At 69.2% G+C, this 23,474-nt stretch carries 23 protein-coding genes; 21 read left to right on the forward strand and 2 right to left on the reverse strand.

Annotated elements, in window-relative coordinates; translation table 11 throughout:
• The first annotated feature begins 88 nt into the window (after nt 1-88).
• Both IZR01_RS19320 and IZR01_RS19325 read left to right on the forward strand, forming a co-directional pair.
• Entirely contained in the window at nt 89-931 is an 843-nt protein-coding gene (locus IZR01_RS19320) for a sensor domain-containing protein (RefSeq protein WP_194924633.1), read from the forward strand.
• Between the two features lie 98 nt (nt 932-1,029).
• Entirely contained in the window at nt 1,030-1,704 is a 675-nt protein-coding gene (locus tag IZR01_RS19325; RefSeq protein WP_194924634.1) for a hypothetical protein, read from the forward strand.
• Nucleotides 1,705-2,059: 355 nt separating this feature from the next.
• Here IZR01_RS19325 and IZR01_RS54300 read toward each other — a convergent pair whose 3' ends face one another.
• A complete protein-coding gene (locus tag IZR01_RS54300; RefSeq protein ID WP_369125490.1) occupies nt 2,060-2,158 on the reverse strand; it encodes a hypothetical protein in 99 nt (32 codons plus the stop codon).
• A gap of 244 nt (nt 2,159-2,402) precedes the next feature.
• Between IZR01_RS54300 and IZR01_RS19335 the strand changes: the two genes are divergently transcribed.
• The 15 genes from IZR01_RS19335 to IZR01_RS19405 all read left to right on the forward strand — a co-directional run bounded on the left by IZR01_RS19335 (nt 2,403) and on the right by IZR01_RS19405 (nt 17,820).
• On the forward strand, nt 2,403-3,677 hold the full coding sequence (locus IZR01_RS19335; RefSeq protein WP_228559786.1) for an ABC transporter substrate-binding protein: 1,275 nt from the start codon (nt 2,403-2,405) through the stop codon (nt 3,675-3,677).
• The gene (locus IZR01_RS19340; RefSeq protein ID WP_194924635.1) at nt 3,674-4,681 is read left to right on the forward strand and encodes a carbohydrate ABC transporter permease; all 1,008 of its coding nucleotides are present in this window, start codon (nt 3,674-3,676) and stop codon (nt 4,679-4,681) included. The genes IZR01_RS19335 and IZR01_RS19340 overlap by 4 nt, the downstream gene beginning before the upstream one ends.
• Entirely contained in the window at nt 4,678-5,592 is a 915-nt protein-coding gene (locus tag IZR01_RS19345; protein WP_194924636.1) for a carbohydrate ABC transporter permease, read from the forward strand. The genes IZR01_RS19340 and IZR01_RS19345 overlap by 4 nt, the downstream gene beginning before the upstream one ends.
• Before the next feature lie 153 nt (nt 5,593-5,745).
• Nucleotides 5,746-6,549, forward strand: coding sequence for a DeoR/GlpR family DNA-binding transcription regulator (locus IZR01_RS19350; protein WP_194893331.1), 804 nt, complete (start codon nt 5,746-5,748; stop codon nt 6,547-6,549).
• A gap of 9 nt (nt 6,550-6,558) precedes the next feature.
• Nucleotides 6,559-8,166, forward strand: coding sequence for a glycoside hydrolase family 27 protein (locus IZR01_RS19355; RefSeq protein ID WP_194893330.1), 1,608 nt, complete (start codon nt 6,559-6,561; stop codon nt 8,164-8,166).
• Nucleotides 8,167-8,249: 83 nt separating this feature from the next.
• Nucleotides 8,250-8,582 (forward strand): nuclear transport factor 2 family protein, encoded by a 333-nt coding sequence (locus tag IZR01_RS19360; protein ID WP_194893329.1) that lies wholly within the window; start codon nt 8,250-8,252, stop codon nt 8,580-8,582.
• Nucleotides 8,583-8,690: 108 nt separating this feature from the next.
• Nucleotides 8,691-9,473, forward strand: coding sequence for a 3-hydroxybutyrate dehydrogenase (locus tag IZR01_RS19365; protein WP_194924637.1), 783 nt, complete (start codon nt 8,691-8,693; stop codon nt 9,471-9,473).
• Nucleotides 9,474-9,495: 22 nt separating this feature from the next.
• On the forward strand, nt 9,496-11,385 hold the full coding sequence (locus IZR01_RS19370) for a helix-turn-helix domain-containing protein (RefSeq protein WP_194924638.1): 1,890 nt from the start codon (nt 9,496-9,498) through the stop codon (nt 11,383-11,385).
• A gap of 74 nt (nt 11,386-11,459) precedes the next feature.
• Nucleotides 11,460-12,182: a CoA transferase subunit A gene (locus tag IZR01_RS19375; protein WP_194893326.1), complete on the forward strand. Its 723-nt coding sequence runs from the start codon at nt 11,460-11,462 to the stop codon at nt 12,180-12,182.
• A 1-nt stretch (nt 12,183) separates the two neighbouring features.
• The gene (locus IZR01_RS19380; protein WP_194924639.1) at nt 12,184-12,849 is read left to right on the forward strand and encodes a CoA transferase subunit B; all 666 of its coding nucleotides are present in this window, start codon (nt 12,184-12,186) and stop codon (nt 12,847-12,849) included.
• A 10-nt stretch (nt 12,850-12,859) separates the two neighbouring features.
• The gene (locus IZR01_RS19385) at nt 12,860-14,086 is read left to right on the forward strand and encodes a substrate-binding domain-containing protein (RefSeq protein ID WP_194893324.1); all 1,227 of its coding nucleotides are present in this window, start codon (nt 12,860-12,862) and stop codon (nt 14,084-14,086) included.
• A gap of 161 nt (nt 14,087-14,247) precedes the next feature.
• Nucleotides 14,248-14,958: an ABC transporter ATP-binding protein gene (locus IZR01_RS19390; RefSeq protein ID WP_369125489.1), complete on the forward strand. Its 711-nt coding sequence runs from the start codon at nt 14,248-14,250 to the stop codon at nt 14,956-14,958.
• A complete protein-coding gene (locus tag IZR01_RS19395; protein ID WP_194924640.1) occupies nt 14,955-15,782 on the forward strand; it encodes an ABC transporter ATP-binding protein in 828 nt (275 codons plus the stop codon). The genes IZR01_RS19390 and IZR01_RS19395 overlap by 4 nt, the downstream gene beginning before the upstream one ends.
• A complete protein-coding gene (locus IZR01_RS19400) occupies nt 15,779-16,654 on the forward strand; it encodes a branched-chain amino acid ABC transporter permease (RefSeq protein ID WP_194924641.1) in 876 nt (291 codons plus the stop codon). Before IZR01_RS19395 ends, IZR01_RS19400 begins: the two co-directional genes overlap by 4 nt.
• Nucleotides 16,651-17,820: a branched-chain amino acid ABC transporter permease gene (locus tag IZR01_RS19405; RefSeq protein ID WP_194924642.1), complete on the forward strand. Its 1,170-nt coding sequence runs from the start codon at nt 16,651-16,653 to the stop codon at nt 17,818-17,820. The genes IZR01_RS19400 and IZR01_RS19405 overlap by 4 nt, the downstream gene beginning before the upstream one ends.
• Here IZR01_RS19405 and IZR01_RS19410 read toward each other — a convergent pair.
• Nucleotides 17,713-18,870, reverse strand: a complete 1,158-nt coding sequence (locus IZR01_RS19410; protein WP_194893320.1) for an ROK family transcriptional regulator — start codon at nt 18,868-18,870, stop codon at nt 17,713-17,715. The two genes, IZR01_RS19405 and IZR01_RS19410, sit on opposite strands and share 108 nt — an antisense overlap.
• Nucleotides 18,871-19,152: 282 nt before the next feature.
• On the opposite strand from IZR01_RS19410, the gene IZR01_RS19415 reads away from it, so the two are divergent.
• From IZR01_RS19415 to IZR01_RS19430, 4 genes are read left to right on the forward strand one after another with little or no spacing between them, the layout of a single operon-like run.
• On the forward strand, nt 19,153-20,415 hold the full coding sequence (locus IZR01_RS19415; RefSeq protein WP_194924643.1) for an ABC transporter substrate-binding protein: 1,263 nt from the start codon (nt 19,153-19,155) through the stop codon (nt 20,413-20,415).
• A 3-nt stretch (nt 20,416-20,418) separates the two neighbouring features.
• Complete coding sequence (locus IZR01_RS19420; RefSeq protein WP_194924644.1) at nt 20,419-21,420, forward strand: carbohydrate ABC transporter permease; 1,002 nt, start codon at nt 20,419-20,421, stop codon at nt 21,418-21,420.
• Entirely contained in the window at nt 21,413-22,228 is an 816-nt protein-coding gene (locus IZR01_RS19425) for a carbohydrate ABC transporter permease (RefSeq protein WP_194893317.1), read from the forward strand. The genes IZR01_RS19420 and IZR01_RS19425 overlap by 8 nt, the downstream gene beginning before the upstream one ends.
• Before the next feature lie 50 nt (nt 22,229-22,278).
• A complete protein-coding gene (locus IZR01_RS19430) occupies nt 22,279-23,451 on the forward strand; it encodes a Gfo/Idh/MocA family protein (protein ID WP_194893316.1) in 1,173 nt (390 codons plus the stop codon).
• The last annotated feature ends 23 nt before the right edge of the window (nt 23,452-23,474 follow it).

Consider the following 23,474-nt stretch of genomic DNA (forward strand, 5'->3'; position numbering starts at 1 on the left):
GGCGGCCGGGGCGGACACCTAGTCCGCTCCGGCCGCTCCGCTGTTATCTTCGAGCACGGGGTTTTTCCACATGGGGGAGTCAAGCACCATGCATATCGGGATCAAGGGCATATCCACAGCTGTACTCACCGCGGCGGTTCTGACGACGGCCGCGTGCAGTAGTTCGGGGTTGATCGGTGCGTCCGCCGGGGGTTCCGGCGGGCCGGGCAGTGTCTTCGGCAAGACGTCGTCCGCTCCGACCGGGGCGCAGTCCGGGGCGCCGAGCAGTGTCGCCACCGGCTCTTCCAGCGGCGCTCCGAGCAGCGCTGCCACCGGTGGCTCGGGCGGCACTTTGACGGCAGACCAGATCAAGCAGATCCTGCTGACCGACAAGGACGCCCCGGGCTACACCTACGACGCCTCGGCGGACAGCACGACGACCACCGACACTTCCGGCGCCGTGACGGCCGGAGGCGCCGCCTGCCAGACGTTCGTCGACGCCCAGAACGGCCTGACCACGAAGTACGGCACGACCGCCGAGGTCGACCGCGAGCTGAAGAAGACCGCCGACGGCCACGTCATCGAGGACTCGACGATGGCGTTCCCCGCACCGGACAAGGCCGCCGCGGTGATCACGGACCTGACCGCGGGCCTGGCGAACTGCAAGAGCCTGACCATGAACCAGTCGGGTTCCACGACCACCATGGCGCTCTCCCCGATCCCGCAACTGATCAAGGACGGTCAGGTCGGCTACGTCGACTCCCTCACCATCAGCGGCAAGACCGTGCTGATGGCCGCCGATGTCGTCCATGTCGGCACCGGACTGTCCCTGGTCGCCCTGATCGGCCCGATGACGAGCGACAACACGATCCTGCAGCAGATGGGCTCCACCCTCGGCCACCTGTCGGACCTACAGGTCGGGCGCCTGAAGACCGCACAGGGCATCGGCTGACAGGTTGAATTCACTGTTGAGCCCGCGCTGATCGCTTGCCGCCGGCGGTAGCCTGCCAGCAGGAGTGCTACCGCCACGGACGTAGCGAGGCGAAGCGTATGAACCGCGTCATGCCGTTGGTGGCCTTGACCGTCTCAGCGCTGCTCGTCGGCTGTTCGTCGGCGAGCGACAAGGGCAAGCCGCAGGCGTCGAAGACATCCACAACCGTCAGCGCGACAGCGGAGACCGGGACTGCCGCGACCGCGACTGCGACATCCGCAGCGACAAGTCAGCCGTCTGTGTCTGCCACATCGCCGCTGGCCGGGATGGCGCTCACGGCCTCCGACCTGCCCTACGGCTGGGCGCCGTCCCCGCCGGCCGCGGACAGCTCGGTCACGTCGCCCTGCTCCGCGATCACCGCGGACGCCACCGCCCACCTGCCGAACCAGGCCGAGGTGGACTTCCAGCAGTCGGAGGACGGGCCGTTCCTCCAGGAGATCCTGGCCGGCGGATCGGCTCAGCAGACTCAGGCCGCGTGGTCGGCGGTGCAGAAGGCGCCGAGCCTGTGCGCCGCGTCAACGCGGTTGGCCACGACACCGTTCCAGTCCTACGGCGACGCGAGCTACGCGTTGGCGCTGACCGCCACCAGGGCGGGCGTGACCTACGGCGGCGATGTCGTGGTCATCCGCAAGGGGCAGAACTTCGCCGAGGTGGTCGTGTTCGGCGTCGGAAGCGTCCAGCCGGCGCTCGTCCAGCAGATGGCGGCGAAGGCTGTGGGCAAGCTCGGTTCGTAGGAAGCGCTTCCCACGACGAAGTGGAGCGCGTTATCCAATGTCAACAGAAATCAAAATTGTGAACAGCTTCCAACAAGCCACGACTATGCCTTGCACCAGGGCTGTCAAGGCCGGCGGTCCACAACGAGGACGACACATTGATGGGTTAGTGCCCTGACCGTGCCGAAATCAATCTAGATCGATCTGCGCCGATCCTTCGAGAAGTGATCTCAAGCCACGTTCTCCAGACCCGCCGTCGGTGATGAACGTGGCCAGGCGGCGCTCGGCGGCAGCCGGGCCGAGTGCCGTTGCGTCCCGGACGCGCCCCGCCGCCGCGTGTGCTGTCAAGTCCTTGGCGGCTCCGCGCGGTGGACCTTCACAGATCGCGCCGGATCGTCAAGGTGGAGACGCCGATTCCTTTGGTCAGGCCACTGGCGCGCGCACTGCGGGCCCGATGGATCTTCCTCAAGATCAGAGCCTGTCGTTGAGGTTGGCATCAGCGGTATCGCACCTGCCGGTTGCAACTGGGTAACGGATGGCTTCCGGACTGTTACGGGATCTTGACACTGCCGGTTCGGCCGAGTGGGATGTGCGACACCTGTTCGTTCATGTTCGATCCTGGTGGCATTCTCACTCGGCAGGGAGACCCTCATATGACTTCCCCTCGGATTCCCCAAAACTTCGAGCGGCCCTTCACGCGTCGAGGCCTTTTCAGGGGGATGGGCGCGGCCGCGGCGTTCGCGGCGGTGCCGGGCGCTTTGGCCGCTTGTTCCTCGAGTTCGAGTTCGAAATCCACGAGCAACTCCGGCTCGGCCACTTCCCCGGTGACGTTCGGATCCAACTATTCCGACGCCAGCCCGAAGGCGGCGTTCGCGGCGCTGTGCGCGGCGGCCACGGCGGCCGGCGGCCCGAAGGTGACCATCAACACGGTCGACCACAACACGTTCCAGACCAACATCACCAGCTACCTGCAAGGCACCCCGGACGACCTGTTCACCTGGTTCGCCGGCTACCGCATGCAGTACTTCGCGGCGCAGGGCCTGGCGCTGCCCCTCGACGACGTCTGGGCGAAGATCGGCGGTAACTTCAGCGCCCCGGTGAAGACCCTGTCCACCGGCCTGGACGGCCACCAGTACTTCGTGCCGATCTACAACTACCCGTGGGTGGTCTTCTACAACAAGAGCCACTTCGCCTCGAAGGGCTACACCGTCCCGACCACGTGGGACGACTTCATCACGCTGTGCAAGAAGATGAAGTCCGACGGCATCGTCCCGTTGGCCTTCGCCGACAAGGACGGCTGGCCCGCGCTGGGGACGTTCGACATCCTCAACATGCGGATCAACGGGTACGACTACCACCAGAAGCTGATGAAGCACCAGGTGCCGTGGACCGACCCCGGCGTCAAGGCGGTGTTCGACCAGTGGGCCGAGCTGATGCCGTACATGCAGACCGGCGCCAACGGCCGTATCTGGCAGGACGCGGCGAAGACGCTGGAGCAGAAGCAGGCCGGCATGATGTTCCAGGGCACCAACCAGGTCGCCGCGCAGTACGTCTCGGACAACGCGAAACTGGACGACCTGGACTTCTTCCAGTACCCGTCGATCAACCCGACGTACGGCCAGGACTACATGGACGCCCCGACCGACGGTTTCATGATCAGCAAGAAGGCGAAGAACGCGGCCGGCGCCAAGGCGATCTTGGAGTACATAGGCACCGCGGCCGCCGAGACGACGTTCCTGAAGACCGACCAGTGGGACGTGGGCGTCGCCACCGGGCTACAGGCGCCGTCCTACGACGCCATCCAGACGAAGTCGGTCACGACGATCGCGGGCTGCAAGGCCGTGTCGCAGTTCATGGACCGGGACGCCGACCCGGCGATGGCCACCGCGATGATCTCGATCATCCAGAAGTTCATCGACGACCCGAGCACCGGCAACATCGCCGGTCTGCAGAACAGCGCCGAGCAGCAGGCGAAGGCGATCTACACGTCATGACCGACCACGAACTCGACCCGGCGACGGCCGGGGCGCCCCGCGCGCCCCGACGCCGTCGCCGGGTGGGTCGGCTCAGCCGCCGGGACAAGGCCGTGGTGGCCGTCCTGCTGGGCCTGCCCATCCTCCTTGACCTCGCGTTCATCTGGGGCCCGGCACTGGGCACGGTCGGCTTGTCGTTCACGAAGTGGAACGGCGTGGGCGGCCTGTCCACGAAGATCTGCCAGCCGAACGTGCCCTCGATCCTGAACAACGGATGCCTGTACGGCGTCCAGAACTACCACCAGGCCGCCACCATCTATCCCGAGTTCTGGCCGGCGGTCCGGCACAACCTGATCTGGCTCGCGGTGTTCATGTTCTTCGCGACCCCGTTGGGCATGTTCTTCGCCGTCCTCATCGACCGCGGCATCAAGGGCAGCCGGATGTATCAGAGCATCCTGTTCCTGCCGGTGATGCTGTCGCTGGCGTTGGTCGGCATCATCTGGGAGTTCATGTACTCCCAGAACTACGGCCTGATCAACACCGTCATCGGCCACAACCACAACGGCAACGCCATCGACTGGCTCGGCAACCCGAAACTGAACCTGTGGTCGGTGCTGGTCGAGGCCAGCTGGCGGCAGGCCGGCTACGTGATGGTGCTCTATCTGGCTGGCCTCAAAGCTGTGGACCCGCAGCTGCGCGAGGCGGCGCTGATGGACGGCACCAACGCCTGGCAGACCTTCTGGAAAGTGGTCTTCCCGGTGATGCGGCCCATCAACATCGTCGTCATGGTCGTGACCGTCATCGAATCGCTGCGGGCCTTCGATCTGGTCTACATCACCAACAAGGGCGTCAACGGCCTGGAGCTGCTGTCGGTCCTGGTCACGTCGAACATCGTCGGGGAGACACAGCGAGTCGGCTTCGGGTCGGCGCTCGGGGTGGTTCTGCTGGTCATCTCCCTCGTGCCGATCTGTACGTTCCTGTACCTCACGTTCCGCCGCGAGAGCCAACCCAAGGGCGCCCGATGACTGCACAGACCATTCACACGACGGCGCCCCGCGCCTCGGCCGGCGGTCGCAGGAAGCCGTTGCGCTGGGGACAGATCGCCTCGCAGGCGTTCCTGATCTGCGCGTGCGTACTGTGGCTGCTGCCGATCGCCTTCGCGCTGTACGTGGCGCTCCGCCCATACTCGGAGACCCAGAAGTACGGCTACGTGTCGTTGCCGCACCACCTGACGCTGAAGAACTTCAGCGACGCGTGGAGCCAGTCGGACATGGCGCACTACTTCTGGAACTCGGTGCTGATCACCGTGCCCTCGGTGATCATCGTCCTGGCGCTCGCCTCCGGTCTCGCGTTCGTCCTCACCCGGGTGAACGTCAAGATCAACGTGACCCTGCTGATCGTGTTCACGGCCGGGAACCTGCTGCCCCAGCAGGTCATCATCACTCCGCTGTACCGGCTCTTCCTGCAGATCCACGTGCCGACGTTCCTGGCCGGCAGCGGGCTGCTGTACAACTCGATACTCGGCCTGGTCGTCATCAACGTCTCGTTCCAGCTCGGCTTCTGCACCTTCGTGCTGAGCAACTACATGAAATCGATCCCCGACGAGATGTACGAGGCCGCGTTGGTGGACGGAGCGAGTCTGTGGACCCGGTTCCGGAAGCTGACCCTCCCGCTGTGCCGCCCCGCGCTGGCGGCCCTGGCGACGCTGTTGACGACCTGGATCTACAACGACTTCTTCTGGGCCATCACCTTGATGTCGTCGGGCGACAAGCGACCCGTCACCTCCGCGTTGGCCAACTTGCAGGGCCAGTTCGTGAGCAACCAGAACCTGATCGCCGCGGCCGCGATGATCGTGGCGATTCCGACACTGGTCGTGTACGTGCTGTTGCAGAAGCAGTTCATCGCCGGACTGTCGCTGGGGAGCAGCAAGGGCTGAGTCCGACGGCCGGGTCGGCACCGCGACGCCTCTTGCGGGAAGCAGAGTTTTGTCGTGTACTCCACGTTGGTCGGTTCTGAGCGATCCTGATGGCTTTCGATGGCTTCGTACCCCCGGCAGCGGGCGGGCGAGGCGAGGGGACGGGAGGGACGGATGCTGGCAGCGCAGCGGCAGGCGTGGATCCTCCAGGAGGTCCGGCTCCACGGTGCCGTGCGGGTCACGGACCTGGTCGCGGCATTGCGGGTGTCAGATATGACAGTCCGCCGGGATCTGGACTCGCTGGCCGAGCAGGGCCTGGTCACCAAGGTGCACGGCGGCGCCACGGCCCGCGGCGGCGGTTCCACCGACGAGCCGGCGTTCAGCGTGAAGGCCGCGCGGCAACGGCGGGCCAAGGAGGCGATCGCCCGGGCCGCCGCCGATCTGGTGCGGCCGGGGACGGCGATCGGGGTGTCGGCCGGTTCCACGACGTACGCCTTCGCACAGCAGCTGGCCCGGGTGCCGGATCTGACCGTGGTGACGAACTCCCCGCCGGTCGCCGATCTGCTGCACGCGCTGCCCGGCCCGGCCCAGACGGTGATCCTCACCGGCGGCGTGCGCACCATCTCCGACGCGCTGGTCGGCCCGGTGGCGATCCAGGCGATCCACCGGCTGCACCTGGACTGCGTGTTCATCGGGGTGCACGGCATCGACGCCGAGGCCGGGTTCACCAGCCCGAACCTGATGGAGGCCGAGACCAACCGCACGCTGGTCTCCACGGCCCGTCGGCTGGTGGTGATGGCCGACCACACGAAGTGGGGGGTCGTGGGGCTCTCGGAGATCGCCGCCCTGCACGAGGCGTCGGTCCTGGTCAGCGACGACGGGCTGGGCTCCGGGGCGCGGCAGGTGCTGCGCGAGACGGTGGGGGAGTTGATCGTCGTCCCCGTTGAAGGGACGGGGGCGAATGAGGAGGAAGAGTAGGGAGGCACCATGCGTCATCGGGCCCCGCGCAGTCGACAGTTGCGCGCCGCCTTCGCATCGCTCGCCCTCGTGGCCGGGACGATGTTCGGCATCGCGGTATCGGCACCAGCGCACGCGCTCGGCAACGGTCTGGCCCTGACTCCGCCGATGGGCTGGAACGACTGGAACTCCTTCGGGTGCAACGTCTCGGAGAGCCTGGTCGAACAGACGGCGGATCTCATCGTCTCGTCCGGTATGAAGGACGCCGGATATCAGTATGTGAACATCGACGACTGTTGGATGTCCTCCAGCCGGGACGCCGACGGGAACCTGGTCCCGGACCCGGCGAAGTTCCCCGACGGGATCTCGGGGACCGCCGCCTATGTGCACAGCAAGGGCCTCAAGCTCGGGATCTACGAGAGCGCGGGCACCGCGACCTGCGCCGGGTATCCGGGCAGCCTGAACCACGAGCAGGCCGACGCGAACTCGTTCGCGTCCTGGGGCGTGGACTACCTCAAGTACGACAACTGCAACAACCAGGGGATCCCGGCTCAGACCCGCTATACGGCGATGCGCGACGCGCTGGCCAACACCGGCCGGCCGATCCTGTTCAGCCTGTGCAACTGGGGTCAGGAGTCGGTGTGGACGTGGGGTGCCGGGGTCGGCAACTCCTGGCGCACCACCGGTGACATCAGCTCCAACTTCAGCAGCATGCTGTCCAACTTCCACAACACGGTCGGGCTCGCGTCCTACGCCGGACCCGGTGGCTGGAACGACCCGGACATGCTGGAAGTGGGCAACGGGATGTCCTTCGACGAGGACCGCTCGGAGATGTCGCTGTGGGCGGCGATGGCCGCGCCGCTGATCTCCGGGACCGACCTGCGCAGCGCGACCCCGGCGACCTTGTCGCTGTACACGAACAAGGACGTGATCGCGGTCGACCAGGACTCGCTCGGCAAGGCCGGGACCGAGATCGCGTCGTCCGGCGGGGACGACGTGATGGCCAAGCCGTTGGCCAACGGCGACGTCGCGGTCGTGCTGTTCAACGAGAACGACTCGGCGCAGACCATCTCCACGTCCGCGTCGGCGATCGGGATCGCGTCGGCGTCCTCGTACAAGCTGGACAACCTGTGGTCGAAGGAGCTCAGCTCGACGACCGGAGCGATCAGCGCCACGGTTCCCGCCCACGGATCGGTGATGTACCGGGTGTCGCCGGGGAACGGGAGCAGCATCGGGAGCACGCACGAGCTGGTCGGCGCGTCGTCCGGCCGCTGCCTGGACGTCCCGAACAACTCCACGACCACCGGCACGCAGCTGGACATCTGGGACTGCAATGCCGGCGCGAACCAGGAGTACACCCTCACCGCGGCCGGGGAACTACGGGTCTACAACGGCAGCCTCTGCCTGGACGCGGACAACCAGGGGACGTCGGCTGGCACCAAGGTCATCACCTGGACCTGTAACGGCCAGAGCAACCAACAGTGGACCCTGAACGCGGACGGGACGATCACCGGGGTGCAGTCCGGGCTGTGTCTGGACGTGACCGGCGGGAACGTGGCGTCCGGGAACGTCAACGGGACCCTGATGGAGATCTGGGGCTGCAACGGCGGCGCGAACCAGCGGTGGAGCCTGGGGTAGCGCCGGGCGCGTGAGCGCCTGACCGTTCTCATCGCCGGGTCCACCCGGTTGCGGATGGCGTCGAGGCATCCGATCATCGCCTCATGATGCCGACCTCGGAACTGGTGGACCCGGCGGTGCGCGCCTTCATCGACGCGCTGAACGCCAACGACCCGGCGGCCGTGCAGGCCGCCATGACCGAGAACGCGACGATGACCGACGACGGCACGCCGCGGCAGCTCGGGGACTGGCTGGAACGCGAGGCCTTCGAAACGCACGGCCGGATGGACGTCACCCAGCAGTCGCCGGACGGCCGTGACCTGCTGGTCGACTACACGAACGACCAGTGGGGCACCATGGCCACCCGCTGGCATTTCGAAGTCCTCGACCAGCGCGTCGCGCACTTCGACACCGGCCAGGCCCCGGCGGCGTCCTAGTCGGCGGGGCATAGCTGCCCTCGCCATGATCCGCCCCGGGTATGTGGCGGCGATCGACATGGGAAGCGCGATGCGCGCTCTCTAGCGTGATCGGGTATGACGCCTTCTATGGACGCTGCCGTCGCTTCTGTCGCCCCGTTGGACCTGTCCGGCCGCACCGCTCTGGTCACCGGCGCCGCCGGCGGCATCGGCCTGGCCTGCGCCGAGCGGCTGGCCGCGGCCGGCGCCAAGGTGGTGGTGGCCGACATCAGCGCCGATGGCGCGCACGCCGCCGCCGAGCGGATCGGCGGCGAGGCGCTGGTCGCCGACCTGAGCGACCTGGACCAGGCCTCGGCGCTGCCACACCGGGTCGCCGGTGTGGACGTGCTGGTGAACAACGCCGGGCTGCAACACGTGGCCCCGCTTCACGAGTTCCCGGTCGAGCGCTTCTCGCTGATCCTGCGGCTGATGCTGGAGGCGCCGTTCCGGCTGATCCGCGAATCGCTGCCGCACATGTACGAGCGCGGTTGGGGCCGCATCGTGAACATCTCCTCGGCGCACGGCCTGCGGGCCTCGGAGTTCAAGGGCGCCTACGTCACCGCCAAGCACGGTCTGGAGGGGCTGTCGAAGGTCGCGGCGCTGGAGGGCGCGCCGTACGGCGTCACCTCGAACTGCGTGAACCCCGCCTACGTGCGCACCCCGCTGGTCGAGAACCAGATCGCCGACCAGGCCGCCGCGCACGGCATCCCGGAGGACGAGGTGGTGGCCAAGGTGATGCTGGAGCGCTCGGCCGTCAAACGCCTGATCGAGCCCGCCGAGGTGGCCGAGCTGGTGGCGTACCTGTGTTCCCCGGCCGCCGCCTCGATCTCCGGCGCCTCGCTGGCGATGGACGGCGGATGGACAGCACGGTGAGGCGCGCGTGATGCTGGGCGCCATGTCCGCGCTAGCCACCCCCTCGGTGTTCCTCGACCTGCTGGCCCGCGACGCCGCCGCCATCGAGTACGACGGCCCGGTGGTCGCCGCCCGGGTCGCCGGCGCGGGCGCCGAGGAGCTGGCGGGACTGGAGACGGCCAAACGAGTGGCGCTCGAAGTCCGCGCGACGCTGGCCCGCTCCCGCCGCCGCGAAGCCGAGCTGGTGGCGCTGTTCGAGACCGCCGGCGACCTGGCCGCCCTGCGCGACCTCGACGCGGTCCTGAAGGCGATCGTCACCCGGGCCCACACCCTGATCGGCGCGGACGTCACCTACCTGACCCTGGACGACCCGGACCGCGGCGACACCTACATGCGGGTGACCCACGGCTCGGTGTCCGCCCGCTTCCAGTCGCTGCGGTTGGAGATGGGCACCGGACTCGGCGGCCTGGTCGCGCAGACGGCGAAGCCGTACGTCACCTCGGACTACCCCCACGACTCCCGCTTCCGCCACACGAACGAGATCGACCAGGGCGTCGGCGAGGAGGGGCTGATCGCCATCCTCGGCGTCCCGCTGGTGCTGGGCAGCCGGGTGATCGGCGTGCTGTTCGCGGCCAACCGCACGGCGCGGCCCTTCGCCCGCCACGAGATCACACTGCTCGGCTCGCTGGCCGCGCACGCCGCGGTCGCGATCGACAACGCGCGCCTGTTGCAGAAGACCCGTGACGCGCTCAGCGAGCTGCGATCGGCGAACGAGCTGGTGCGGGCGCACAGCGCGGCGGTCGAGCGGGCGGCGGCGGTGCACGACAAGCTGGCGGACCTGGTGCTGCGCGGCGGGGATGTGGAGGGGATCGCGGGGGTGGTCGCCGAGGCGCTGGGCGGCGGGTTGGCGGTGGTGGACGCCGATGGCATGGTGACGGCGGTCGCGGGAGACGCCGCCGGGCCGGCTGCCGGAGCCGGGGCATCGTCGTCCGAGCTGGTCGCCACATCGGCGGCGACCGGCCATGCCGTGCGCTCGGGTGACCTGGTCGTCGCCGCTGTCGCCGCGGCGGCCGAACCGCTTGGGGCACTGATCTTGTCCGCGCCCGAGCCGTTCAGCGACGTCGACCAGCGCATCCTGGAACGCGCAGCCCTCGTCGTCGCCCTGCGCCTGCTCATGCGCCGCTCCGAGGCCGAGGCGGCCGAACGCCTCGGCGGCGACCTGCTCGACGACCTCCTCGCCGTCCCCGTGCGCCACACCTCCACCCTCGCCGAGCGTGCCCGGCGCGTCGGCGTCGACCTCGATCGCCCGCACATCGTCGTGGCCGCCGACGCCGCACCCGCCGATCGCCCCCGCGCGCACTTCGCCGCCGGCCGACTCGCCAAGTCCGAAGGCGGCCTCGCCGGTTCCCACGAGGGCCGCATCGTCCTCCTGCTTCCTGGCGACGATCCCTCCGGCGCCGCACAGCGTGTGCTGACCGCGCTTCGCGCCGGTCTCGGGAACCCGCTGACGGTCGGCGCCGGTGGCCCGAAAGCGGGTGTCGCGGCGTACGCCGAAGCGCACGCCGAAGCCGTCCGCTGTCTCAGCGCCCTGCACGCCCTCGGCCGGGACGGCTGCGCCGCCGCGCACTCCGACCTCGGCTTCCTGGCGCTGGTCCTCGGCGGCGGGGACCCCGGCGCCGTGATGCGCGACGCGCTCGGCCCGCTCATCGACTACGACGCCAAGCGCGGCACCGACCTGCTCGGCACCGTCGAGCAGTACTTCGCGTGCGGCCGCAGCCTCGGCCGGACCGGCGAGGCGCTGCACATCCACGTCAACACCGTGACCCAGCGCCTGGACCGCACCGCGCGGCTGCTCGGCGGCGACTGGCAGGAGCCCGGCCGCAGCCTGGAGATCCAGCTGGCGCTTCAGATCCGGCGCGTCATGGGGTTGTGAGGTATATCCGAGCGCGATCTTGTGGCGCCTGAAGCCATATCAAAGGGCGCAGCCCGCTCATAACGTCCATGCCCATGGACAAGACAGCTCCGACCCCGTCCCAAGCGGTGGCCGACATTCCCACGGGCGCCACGCTCGCCGTGGGCGGCTTCGGCCTCTGCGGCATCCCCAGTACCTTGATATCCGCCCTCCTCGACCAGGGCGCCACCGGGCTCTGCGTCGTCTCCAACAACTGCGGCGTGGACGACTGGGGCCTGGGCCTGCTGCTGGGCGCGGGCCGCATCGCCAAGATGACCAGCTCTTACGTCGGCGAGAACAAGGAATTCGCGCGCCAGTACCTGGCCGGTGAGCTTGAGGTCGAACTCCTCCCGCAGGGCACGCTCGCCGAGAGCCTGCGGGCCGGCGGCCTGGGCATCCCCGCTTACTACACCCCGGCCGGCGTCGGCACATCCGTCGCCGAGGGCAAGGAGACCCGGGTCATCGACGGCCGCGAATACCTGCTGGAGCACGCCATCACCGCCGACTTCGCGCTGGTCCGCGCCGCGAAGGGGGACCGCCACGGCAACCTGGCCTTCCACGCCTCGGCCCGCAACTTCAACCCGGTCGTGGCGATGGCCGGCCGGGTGACCGTCGCCGAGGTCGAAGAGCTCGTCGAGCCCGGCGCGCTGGACCCCGACGAGATCCACCTGCCCGGCGTGTTCGTGCAGCGCGTGGTCGAGGTGCCGCCGGACCAGCGCGAGAAGCGCATCGAGAAGCGGACCGTCGCCGTCGACACCACCGAGAACGGAGCAGCCTGACATGCCCCTGACCCGCGACCAGCTGGCGGCTCGTGCGGCCCGCGAACTCCGCGACGGCTCCTACATCAACCTCGGCATCGGCCTGCCGACCCTGATCCCCGGCCACCTCCCGCCCGGCGTCGAAGTGGTGCTGCAATCGGAGAACGGCATCCTCGGCCTCGGCCCCTACCCGGCGCCGGACGCCGTCGACGCCGATCTCGTCAACGCCGGCAAGGAGACCGTCACCATCCGCCCCGGGGCGAGCTTCTTCGACTCGGCGACGTCCTTCGGCATGATCCGCGGCGGGCATATCGACACCGCGGTGCTCGGCGCGATGCAGGTCTCGGCGTCCGGGGATCTGGCGAACTGGACCGTGCCCGGCAAGTTGGTGAAGGGTATGGGCGGCGCGATGGACCTGGTGCACGGCGCCCGGCGGGTGCTGGTCGTCATGGAGCACACCGCGAAGGACGGCTCCCCGAAGCTGCTCCGGGAATGCACGCTTCCCTTGACCGGCAAGGGCGTCGTCGACCGCGTCATCACCGACCTCGCGGTGCTCGACGTGACCCCGAACGGGTTCCGGCTGGTCGAGCTGGCGCCGGGGGTGAGCGTCGAGGAGGTGATGGCCGACACCGGAGCACCCCTCGATGTGGCGACGGCCCACATTTCCGGGCCCGTAACGCGGACTTAACGTTCCGGCCATGCATTCCACCAGCATCCTGCGCAGATACAGCGCGGTCGCCATTGCCGCCGCGTCGATCGCGGCGCTCGCCGCGTGCGGCAGTCCGAGCAAGGCGGCCGGCGGTTCCTCCGGCGGCGCCTCGGATGGCTCAGCCGGCTCCGGCGCGCCGATCAAGGTCGGGCTCGTCTACTCCGAGACCGGGCCGCTGGCCGACTACGGCAAGGACTACTACCAGGGCTTCCTCGCCGGGCTCGACTACGCCACGCACGGCACCGACGCCGTGAACGGCCACAAGATCGAGGTGACGCAGCGCGACGACGCCGGCGATCCGACCAAGGCGGTCAGCGCCGCCAAGGACCTGATCGGCCAGGGCTACCGCATCCTGGCCGGCTCCACGGCCTCCGGCGTCGCGCTCCAGGTGGCGCCGTTGGCCGCGCAGAACAAGGTGCTGTTCATCTCCGGCCCGGCCGCGACCGACGCCATCACCGGCCTGAACAAGTACACGTTCCGGTCGGGCCGCGAGACGTATCAGGACATCGCCACGGCCGCGAGCTTCCTCGGCGACCTGACGAACAAGCACGTCACCGTGCTGGCCCAGGACGACGCCTTCGGCCAGGCGAACGTCGAGGCGGTGAAGGCCGTTCTCGGCGCGAAGGGGGCCGAGGTGGACTCGGTGCTCGCCCCGGAGAGCGCCACCGACCTGACCCCCTTCGCCACCCAGGCCAAGAACGCCAAGCCGGACCTGCTGTTCGTGGCCTGGGCCGGCACCACGGCCTCGGCGCTGTGGACCGCGCTGTCCCAGCAGGGCGTGCTGGACGCCACGACCACCGTCACCGGCCTGGACGTCCGCGCCTCCTACCCGATCTTCGCCGCGACCGGCGGCAAGGTGTCCTTCCTGGCGCACTACGTCCCCGGCGGCACCAGCAACGACGCGGCCAAGGCGATGGACGCCTACCTGACCGCGCACGGCGAGCAGTCCGACCTGTTCAGCCCGGACGGATTCACCGCCGCGCAGATGGTGGTGCACGCCGCCGCGAGCGGCGACAGCGACGTGGACGCCATGGTGAAGAACCTGGAGGGCTGGAGCTTCGACGGCGTCAAGGGCGCCTACACGATCCGCGCCTCCGACCACGCGCTTTTGCAGCCGATGTTCCAGGCCAAGCTGACCGGCACCACCGCGACCGTGGTGAAGATGCTGGACCCGAACGACGTCGCGCCGCCGGCCAAGAGCTTCCCGGCGAGCTGATGATGGCCGACGGACTCACTTCCGGTGCCGCGGCGCCTGATGGCGGCGCGGCCGACGCTTCGGCGCCGGCCGACCGGGCGGCAGCGTCTTCGGCGCCGGCTGGCCGAGCGGCAGCGTCTTCGTGGCCTGACGGCCGTGCCCCAGTCGCATCGGCGGCCGAGGTGCTGACCTTGAGCCGTCTGTCCTGGTCGGTCGGCGGCTCGGCGATCTTGTCCGAGGTGGATCTGGCAGTCGGCGCGGGCGAGTTCGTCGCCGTGATCGGCCCCAACGGCGCAGGCAAGACCTCGCTGTTCAACCTGATCAGCGGTCTGACCCGGGCCACCGCCGGCCGCATCGCGCTCGACGGTGCCGACATCACCACCGAGGCCCCGCACAAGCGCGCGCGCCGCGGCATCGGCCGGACTTTCCAGTCCTCCAGCGTGTTCCCGACTATGACCGTCGCAGAGCATGTGGCCTTGGCGAAGCAGGTCGCGGCTCAGCGGCGCGGTCGTACGTCCGCCTCCGACGCCTTGGAGCGCGTCCGACTGGCCGAGAAGGCAGAAGCCCACGCTCGCGATCTCTCCCACGGTGACAAACGCAAGCTCGAACTCGCCATGCTCCTGGCCTCCGGCGCCGAACGCCTGCTGCTCCTGGACGAGCCGATGGCCGGTGTCGCGTCCGGCGACGTGCCCGAGCTGGTCGACGTCATCCGCACCCTGCACCGCGACGAGGGCCGCACAGTCTTGATGGTCGAGCACCATATGGAGGTCCTGCTCGGTCTCGCCGACCGGGTCGCGGTGCTGCACCACGGCGCGCTGCTCGCGATCGACACGCCCGAGCGGATCATGGCCGACGCGCGGGTGCAGGAGGCATACGTGGGGGACGCGCTGTGATCCTCGAACTCGACGACGTCCGCGTCACCCTCGGCGGCTCGCACATCCTGCAAGGCGTCTCGTTCTCGGTGGCGCCGACCGGCGTGACCGCGCTGTTGGGCCGCAACGGCGTCGGCAAGACGACGACCGTCAAGGCGATCCTGGGCCTGGTCCCGCGTACCGGCCGCATCGACTTCGGCGGCGATCCGGTGCACCGGCTGCGCACCCACGAGATCGTGCGCCGCGGCATCGGCTACGCCCCCGAAGACCGCTGCGTCTTCGCGAAGCTGACGGTCACGGAGAACCTGGCGCTGGCTGAGCGGCGCGGCTCAGCGCACGCATACGACCTGGTCTACGAGCTCTTCCCGGAGCTGAAGACCCGCGGCGCCCAAGCTGCCGGCACGCTGTCCGGCGGCCAGCAGCAGATGGTCGCGATCGCCCGCACGCTCCTCAACGACAACCGGCTGATCGTGGTCGACGAACCGACGAAAGGCCTGGCCCCGAAGGTGGTGACCGAAGTGGCGGAGGTGCTGGAACGGGCCGCCGAGCGCGTGCCGATGCTGCTGGTCGAGCAGAACCTGGCGCTGGTGCGCAGGCTGGCCGGCGACGGCGTGGTGCTCGCAGCCGGGCAGGTGGTTCACTGCGGGCCGGTGCGGGAGCTGCTGGCGGATGCCGCGCTGACCCAGGAGCTGCTCGGGGTCGGCCAGGCGCGCGGCGAAAACGTGACCCTGTATACGCGCCCCGCCCCATCCGGGGGATCAACCCACGCTCTTGCCATTGTCAAGGATCGTCAACCGCCAGACGAAGTGTCGCCGCCGGAGTCCACCCGATCGGACGCGCCATGAGCACCCTCGTCCTCCTCACTCTCACCGGCCTCGGCCTGGGTGCCCTCTACTTCCTCATCGCCAGCGGCCTGTCCCTCATCTTCGGCCTGATGGACGTCCTCAACTTCGCCCACGGCGCCCTCGTCACCGCCGGCGCCTACGCGGCCTGGCGCCTCACCGGCCACCTTCCGTTCGCCGTCGCGATAGCGGCCGCCATCGCCACCGGTGCCGTCCTCGCCGCCCTCATCGAGACCGTCCTCATCAGGCCCCTGTACTCCCGCCCCAAGGACCAGATCCTTGTCACAGTCGGTCTCGGCCTCGCGCTCCCGGCCCTGGTCCAGGGCATCTGGGGTGCCGACGCCCGCCAACTCCGGGCGCCCAGGCAGCTCGCCGGGACCGTCAGCGTGCTCGGCGCGAAGGTCCCCACCGACCGCTTCGTCCTCATCGCCGCCGCGATCGTCGTCCTCGCCGCGCTCAAGCTGTTCCTGTCCCGGACGCGCTACGGCCTGGTCGTCCGGGCCGGCGTCGAGGACCGCGCCATGGTCACCGCGCTCGGGATCGACGTGCGCAAGGCCTTCACCCTGGTCTTCGCGATCGGCGGGGCGCTCGCCGGGCTGGCCGGGGCGCTCGGCGGGGTCTACTTCGGCAGCGTCTCGCCGGATCAGGGCACCTCGCTGCTGGTGTTCGGGTTCGTGGTCGTGGTGATCGGCGGGATGGGGCGCACCGACGGGGTCGCGCTGGCCGCGGCGGCCGTCGGGCTGATCCAGCAGTTCACCAACTACTACGCCGCCTCCGGCCTCGGCGACTTCGCCGCGGTCGCGATCCTCGCCGTCGTGCTGCTCGCCCGCGGCAACCGGGACGGGGCCCGGCGGCTCATCCGGAGGGCCGCGTGAAGCGCCACGTCAAGAACCTGATCCCGGTCGCGGTCCTCGCGGTCCTGATCAGCCTGCCCTACTCGACGCTGCGTATCCCCGGCGTCTTCGACGGCGCCGTCAACACCCCCGGCTCGCTGCAACTCCTCGCGCTGTGCTTGCTGTTCGCGGGCCTGGCCGTCGGCTACGACCTGCTGTTCGGCCGGCTCGGCCTGATGTCGTTCGGGCACGCGCTCTACGTCGCGCTCGGCGCGTACAGCGCGGAGTTGGCGATGAAGAACCTGCACCTGCCGCTGGTGCTCGCCGCGCTGCTGGCGACGGTGATCGGCGCGGCGGTCAGCACCCTGCTCGGCGCGGTTTCCCTGAAAGGTGTCGGAAAGCTGGGCACCGAAAATCTTGGGACCGTCGGCTTCGCCATGGTCACCCTGGCGTTCGCGCAGGCCGGGTCCATCCTGGTCGGCCGCGATCCGAAGACCACCGGCGGCGAGGAAGGGCTGCCGCTGAGCACTGAGAAGGTGCCCGCGGCGTTCGTCGGCGTGGTCAACACCGTGAACCTCTACTGGCTGGCGCTGGCGTACCTGGTCCTGGTCTGCGCCGTCGTGTGGTGGCTGACCGGGAGCCGGGTCGGCCGGGTCTGGCAGGCGATCCGCGACAACGAGCGGCGGGCCGAGGTGCTGGGCCTGAATCCGTTCCGCTACCAGCTCGGCGCCTTCGTGCTGGCCGGGACACTCGGCGCGGTCGGCGGCGTGGTGCACCTGCTGGTCACCGCCGGGGCCACGCCCGAGACCACGACCACCGACTTCACCCTCGCGCTGCTGGTGATGGTGGTGCTCGGCGGGTCCGGGACGCGGTGGGGGCCGGTGCTCGGCGGTGTGTTCTACACGCTGCTGGACCACCGGCTCGGCGCCGTGGCCACCTCGGATTCGGTGGCCGGACTTCCGGCCGGGCTGCGGGTGCCGCTTTCGCAGCCGCTGGTGCTGCTCGGCGTGCTGTTCGTGCTCGTGGTCTACGCGGTACCCGGCGGTCTGGCCGCCCTCCCGAGCCGACTGCGCGGCCGACGTCCCCCGACCCGGCCCCGGCTACGCGGCCGAGGTCCCCGAGGACAGCGAGGCGAACAGCACCGGCTCGGCGTGGTCGAGGGCGAAGCGCACGGCGCCCATCCCGACCGCGTCGCCTCCGAGCTCTGACACCCGCACGTCCGGCGGGTACAGGCAGACCTCGCCGAGCAGGGCCCGGATCGGCTCGGTGAGGCGTTCGCCGGTCTGGGCCAGGCTGCCGCCGATCACCACCAGATCCGGGTCCAGCGGGGTCACCAGGCTGACCAGGCCCTCGGCCAGGGCCCGGGCGAACGCCTCGAACGCCAGGACGGCCTTCTCATCGCCCCCGGCCGCCCGCTCCATCGCGAACAGCGCGGCCTGCGACGGCGCCCGTAACTCGCCCGGGTCCACGGCCATCGCGTAGTCCATGACGTGCTGGAACGCCGCCCACCGGCTGTTCGGATGCCCGCCGAGCTCCCCGGCCGCGGCGTGCGAGCCGCGGTAGGGCACCCCGCCGAACAGCAGGCCCAGGCCGATGCGGCGGCCGGTGTGCAGGTAGAGCACGTTGTCGTGCTCGCAGGCGGCGCCGCGCCAGTGCTCGGCCAGCACCGCCAGCCGCATGTCGTTCTCGACGACGACCGGGACCGGCAGCCGCGCGGCCAGCTCGCGCTGCAAATCCACGCCCGACCAGTCGGACAGCGCCACGCTCTTGAGCACCCGGCCCTCGTTGTCGATCACGCCGGTGGTGCCGACGCCGACCGAGGCCAGCCGGCTCAGCGGCACGTCGGCCGCGCCGGCGGCGCGCTCCAGCACCCGCTGCACCGCGGTCAGCCGCTCGGTGGCCGGCAATTCCGGGCTCAGGTGCTCCACGGCCCGGCCCACCACGTCGCCGTCCAGGTCGGCGACCATCGCGGTGATCCCGGACCCGCCGACCGCGACCCCCGCGACGTGCGCCGCGGCCGCGCGGAAGGTGTAGCGCCGGGCCGGCCGGCCGCGCTGGCCGTCGGCCACCGCCTCGGCCTCCCGCACCCAGCCGTGGCGCAGCAGCGAGTCCATGATGACCTCGGTGGTGGCCCGGGACAGCTGCGCGGTCCGCGCGACCTCCGCGAGCGTCGGAGTCCCGGTCTCGCGCAGCGCGCGCAGCACCGCCACCTCGTTCAGGCTCCGCAGGAAGCTGCCGTCGCCGCTGGTCCGTCGCATGGCGGCCATCTTAGGCATGCGGACCCGGATTGCGCGCCTATTTAAAACGGCCCCTGGCATAAAGATGCCCGATTCATCCCGATACCAGATCACGGTCCGGTCTCGGAATGGGTACTTTTTCGCGTCTCGTGCGTGAGCCTGCTCGATTAATACTGGTCTCAAGCAAAAACGGCGGCTAGTGTCCCGGGTCACGGGAGGCCCCGCCTCCCGCCCCTCACCCTTATCAGCCCTCTGACTGGCAGCGATGCCGTTCACGGCTTACGAAAACGTTGGGAGACGCGGATGTTCCGAAAGGCGTTGGTGCTGGCCGGCGTCGGGGCTCTGGCCCTGGCCGCGACCGGCTGTTCCTCCTCGAAATCCGCGTCTTCCGGACAGGCCGACTCCGGTCCGGTCACCCTCACCTACGGGATCTGGGACGCGAAGCAGAAGCCGGCGATGCAGGAGATCGCCGACGCCTTCCACACCGCGCACCCGAACATCACCATCGACATCCAGCTGACGCCGAACGCCGACTACTGGACCAAGTTGCAGACCGCGGCCGCCTCGGGCACCGCCCCGGACGTGTTCTGGATGAACACCCCGCGCGTCGGCCTGTACGCCGGCCAGCACCAACTGCTGTCGCTGTCGGACAAGCCCGGCTTCGACAACTCCCCGTTCCCGAAGGCGCTGAACGACAGCTACACCCTGGACGGCAAGCAGTACGGCATGCCGAAGGACTTCGACACCGTCGGGCTCTGGTTCAACAAGAAGCTGTTCGACGCCGCCGGGGTGAAGTACCCGACCGCCGGCTGGACCTGGCAGGACGTGATCAGCGCGGCGCAGAAGCTGAACGACCCGAGCAAGGGCGTGTGGGGCATCGCCTCGCCGGACTGGACACAGGAGAACCTGTTCAACACCATGCTCCAGGCCGGCGGTCAGGCCATCACCCCGGATCACAAGAAGTCCGGGTTCGACGACCCGAAGAGCCTGGCCGGACTCCAGTACGCGCTGGACTTCATCACCAAGTACCACGTCTCCCCGACCGCGCAGCAGATGACCGACACCCAGCCGGACCAGCTGTTCGCCTCCGGCAAGGTGGCGATGTTCGCCGACGGCGACTACGACATGCCCGAGTACAAGGCGGCGGCCGGCCTGGACGCCGACGTCGCGCCGCTGCCGGCCGGCCCGGACGGCAAGAAGGCGACGGTCATCAACGGTCTGGCGAACGTCATCTACGCCAAGACCAAGCATCCGCAGGCGGCCTGGGAGTTCGTGCAGTACCTCGGGTCCAAGGAGGCCAACGAGATCCAGGCCAAGACGGGCACCGTGATCCCGGCCTACAACGGCCTGTCCGCGACCTGGGTGGCCTCGACCCCGCAGTACCACCTGCAGTCCTTCATCGACCAGTTGGACGTCGCGGTGCCCTACCCGGTGTCGAAGAACACCGCGGCCTGGACCACGCCGATGCAGACCACCCTGGACCAGATCTGGGGCGGCAAGGTCGATCTGACCACCGGCGCCAAGCAGATCGCCGCTCAGATGAACGCCGAACTGGCCAAGGAGTAGCGGGTGTCAGCCACCGAATCCACTCCCGTCGCCGCCGGTCGGGCGACGGGGGCCCGCCCCGGCCCGGAGCGCGGGCCGGGGAGCCCGGGGACCCGGCCGGTCGCCGGCCGCCGCCCGCGCTTCTCCAAGGCGCATATGAAGGAATGGGCCTGGGGTTACGCGATGATCGCGCCCCTGTTCGTCGGCCTCTTCCTGTTCTACCTGTGGCCGATCGTGCAGTCCGCCTACTTCAGCTTCACCTCGTGGGGCGCCTTCGGCGGCCAGCAGTGGGTCGGTTTCCAGAACTACAGCTCGTTCCTGTCCGACCCGCAGCTGCCGCGCGCTGCCTGGAACACGGTCAAGTACGCGCTGATTATTTTGGCCGGCATCCCGGTCTCGATCGTCTTCGCGGCGCTGATGAACCAGGTCAGCGGCAAGTACGCGAGCCTGTACCGGGTGCTGTACTTCCTGCCGGTGGTCAGCATGCCGGCCGCGGTCGCGATGGTCTGGCGCTGGCTCTACAACGGCGACTACGGCCTGATCAACTACCTGCTGTCGCTGATCGGGATCCACGGCCCGCACTGGGTGTCCGACGACCGGTACACGATCTGGGCGATGGGCCTAGTCGGCATCTGGAGCTCGCTCGGCTACAACATGATCATCTTCGCTGCGGGGCTGAAGAACATCCCGCGCCAGTACTACGAGGCCTCCTCGCTGGACGGCGCCGGCCGGGTCCGGCAGTTCTTCTCGATCACGCTGCCGCTGCTGAGCCCCAGCATCTTCTTCGTCTCGGTGCTGTCGGTGATCGGCGGTCTTCAGATGTTCGACATGGTCCTGATGATGCTCGGCAAGACCAACCCGGCGCTGGCCGGCAGCAAGACGATCGCGTACCTCTTCTACGAGGACGCCTTCGTCACCGGCAACCAGGGCCTGGCCGCGGCCATCGCGGTGGTGCTCACCCTGGTGCTGCTGGCCCTGACCGCGATCCAGTTCCGGCTCCAGAAGAGGTGGGTCCACTATGCCTAGCAGGCAGCGGCTGTGGCCGATCCACGTGATCCTGGCCGTCGGCGCGGCGGCGATGGTGGCGCCCTTCCTGTGGCAGCTCATCACCTCGTTGCAGACCACCGGCGAGACCACCAGCGTCCCGCCGCACTTCCTGCCCTCGTGGCAGTGGTCGAACTACAGCCAGGTCTTCCACGACACCAAGTTCGCCCAGCAGTTCCTGAACTCGGTGTCGCAGACCGTCATCAGGGTCCTGGCCCAGGTGCTGTTCTGCTCGATGGCCGCCTACGCCTTCGCTCGGCTGCGCTTCCCGGGCCGCAACGCCCTGTTCATGCTCATGCTCGCGGTCCTGATGGTGCCCAGCCAGGTCTACCTGCTGCCGCAGTACCAGCTGGTGCAGAACATGGGCCTGCTCAACACCCTGGCCGGCGTGGTCCTGCCCGGCCTGTTCAGCGCCTTCGGCACGTTCATGCTGCGACAGTTCTTCATGTCGCTGCCGAACGAGGTCGAGGAGGCGGCGCGGCTGGACGGCGCCGGCACCTTCCGGATCTTCTGGTCCGTGATGCTGCCGCTGGCCAAGCCCGGGCTGATCTCGATGGGCGTGCTCACGGTGCTGTGGTCGTGGAACGACCTGCTGTGGCCGCTGGTCGTGGTGAACGACGACTCCAAGATGCCGCTCACCGTGGGGCTCTCCACGCTCCAGGGCGAACACCTCACCGAGTACCCGCTGCTGATGGCCGGCTCGCTGCTGGCCAGCCTGCCGATGATCCTGGTCTTCCTGGCCGCGCAGCGCCGCATCACCGAGGGCATCGCCCTCACCGGTACCAAGTAAGCCCTCGAAAGTCTTCGGGCGAGTTCTTCCCTCAGAAAGGCAAGTCTGCTGTGAGCAACCTGCGCCTCGGTGTGATCGGCCTGGGCCTGCGCACCTCCCTGGCCGTCGCCGCGCACCAGCCGGACCGCGGTTTCGAGGTCGCCGTGCTGTGCGACACCGACCCGGCGGCCCTGGCCAAGGCGGTGGAGCGGGTCGGCGTGACCGACACCGAAAGCGACTACCGCGAGCTGCTGAGCCGCTCCGACGTCGACGCTGTGGTCATCATGACCCCGGACGACACCCACGAGGCGATCGCCGTCGAGTGCCTGCACGCCGGCAAGGCGGTCTACCTCGAGAAGCCGATGGCCATCAGCATCGAGAGCTCCGACCGGATCCTGCGGGCCGCCTACGAGACCGGGACCCGGCTCTACGTCGGCCACAACATGCGGCACATGGGTGTGGTGCGCGCGATGCGCGACGCCATAGCCCGCGGTGACATCGGCGAGCCGAAGACCGTGTGGGTCCGGCATTTCGTCTCCTACGGCGGCGACTACTACTTCAAGGACTGGCACGCCGAGCGCGACCGCACCACCGGCCTGCTGCTCCAGAAAGCGGCGCACGACCTGGACATCGTGCACTGGCTGGCCGGCGGGTACACCAAGCGGGTCAGCGCGTTCGGCGACCTGATGGTCTACGGCGACCTGCCGCGGCGCGAGGAGGGGACGCCCCGGCCGCAGGGCTGGCTCAAGGAGTTCGACTGGCCGCCGACGGCCCGCCGCGACCTCAACCACAAGATCGAGGTCGAGGACGTCTCGGTGATGAACATGACGCTGGACAACGGCGTCATCGCCGCCTACCAGCAGTGTCACTTCGCGCCGGACTACTTCCGGAACTACACGGTGATCGGCACCGAGGGCCGGCTGGAGAACTTCGGCGACTCGCCCGGCGACGTGGTGAAGGTGTGGAACACCGGGCCGACCGGCTACCGCGGCGACGCCGACATCGCCTACAAGGTCCCGGACGCCTCGGGCAGCCACGGCGGCTCGGACGGCGCGATCATGGCCGAGTTCGCCCGCTTCGTCCGCGACGGCGGCGCCACCGACACCTCGCCGGTCGCGGCGCGGATGAGTGTGGCCGCCGGCTACATGGCCACGCTCTCGCTGCGCGACGGCGGCACTCCGCTGGAGATCCCGCCGCTGGATCCGGAGCTGGCCGAGTACTTCGACCGGGGGCAGGTGCGCTGAGGGCGTCCGCACCGGGTGCGGGT

The sequence above is a fragment of the Catenulispora pinisilvae genome (genome assembly GCF_015356865.1).
In the GTDB taxonomy this organism is placed as follows: domain Bacteria; phylum Actinomycetota; class Actinomycetes; order Streptomycetales; family Catenulisporaceae; genus Catenulispora; species Catenulispora pinisilvae.